At 47.6% G+C, this 1,627-nt stretch carries 1 protein-coding gene; it reads left to right on the forward strand.

The genetic code is table 11. The annotated features are described in order from the left end of the window. A partial coding sequence (locus HMPREF0671_RS09620) for a sulfatase (protein ID WP_036899976.1) occupies nucleotides 1-1,399 on the forward strand: 1,399 nt, incomplete at its 5' end. Nucleotides 1,400-1,627 lie beyond the last annotated feature (228 nt).

Genomic DNA, 1,627 nt, shown 5'->3' on the forward strand with positions numbered 1-1,627 from the left:
AAGCCTTATCAAGACCCCTAATCTAGATTGGTTGTCTCAGCATGGCGTACGCTTTACCAACAGCTTCGTGGCCAATTCACTCAGCGGACCGTCGCGTGCCTGCATGCTTACCGATAAACATAGCTATTCAAATGGGTTCACCGACAATACCAAGAGGTTTGACGGAAGCCAGCAGACTTATCCGAAATTGCTGCAGAAAGCAGGCTATGAGACGGCTATTGTGGGTAAGTGGCACCTCTCGTCCAATCCCACCGGCTTCGATTACTGGAATATCCTTATTGGTCAGGGAGAATATTACAACCCCGATTTCATCGACAATGGCAAGCGTGTAAGACTGCCGGGATACGTCACCAACATCACCACCGACTTGGCATTGGATTGGCTGGACAAGCGTCACAACCCCAATAAGCCTTTCTGTCTGCTCATCCATAACAAGGCACCTCATCGTGTTTGGATGCCCGACACATGTGATTTGGATGCCTTCAACGACCGCGTTTACCCCATGCCCAAGACCTTCTACGACGACTATAAAGGTCGTAAGGCGGCCGCCAAACAGGAGATGAGCATCATCAAGGACATGGACTTGGTGTATGACTTGAAGATGGCTGACAAAGAAAACGAGATACATTCCAATCCCGAACTGGAGAAGTGGGGACGCGCCAACTATGCCCGAATGACTCCCTCGCAGCGTGCACAGTGGGACAAACACTACGCCCCCATCATACAGAAGTTTAAGAAGGACGGTCTTTCGGGACGTGCTTTGGCTGAGTGGAAGTACCAACGCTACATGCACGACTACCTCCGTGTCATCCGTAGTGTGGACAGAAATGTGGGCAGAGTGATTGACTATCTGCGTCAACATGATATGCTTGACAACACCATGATAGTCTATACATCCGACCAAGGATTCTATCTAGGCGAACATGGATGGTTCGACAAACGCTTCATGTACGAGGAATCGTTCCGCACACCGCTCTTGGTTTATTATCCCAACGGCAAGCGTGGCGACATAGAGCAGATGGTACAGAACATCGACTACGCTCCTACATTCTTACAGGTAGCTGGTGTTGATGTGCCTAAGGATATACAAGGCGTTTCTATGTTGCCATTGTTGAAGGGTGAGAAGCCTAAGAACTGGCGCAAGTCGCTCTATTACCACTATTATGAGTATCCTGCCGAGCACTCCGTATGTCGCCACTATGGTGTGCGTACCGACCGTTATACGCTCATCCATTTCTATAACGACATCGATACATGGGAGTTGTACGACCTGAAGAAAGACCCCGAGCAGATGCACAACCTCTATGGTAAGCCCGGTTTCGAGAAGCTTACGAAGAAACTCAAGAAAGAGTTAGCACGACTCAGGGAGCAATACAACGAGACGAACGTCACAGAATAGCGAGACGTTTTCAAACAGATAATCCCGGTTATTCACCTTATTGGTATATTCTAAGTATATCGTAAGGAGAGTAACCGGGATTTTTATATTTCCCTATATCCTCATTGTTATAGAGTGATTATGCCTTTCTTAAATCCCAATGCGATAATCTATAACCTTAAGACAAAAAGAATTTAATTTGCTGCAGTGGTTTGCCAGCAACACTGCATCGCCCATTCAGCATTGCTG

This window comes from Prevotella sp. S7 MS 2 (genome assembly GCF_000762865.1).
GTDB lineage: Bacteria > Bacteroidota > Bacteroidia > Bacteroidales > Bacteroidaceae > Prevotella.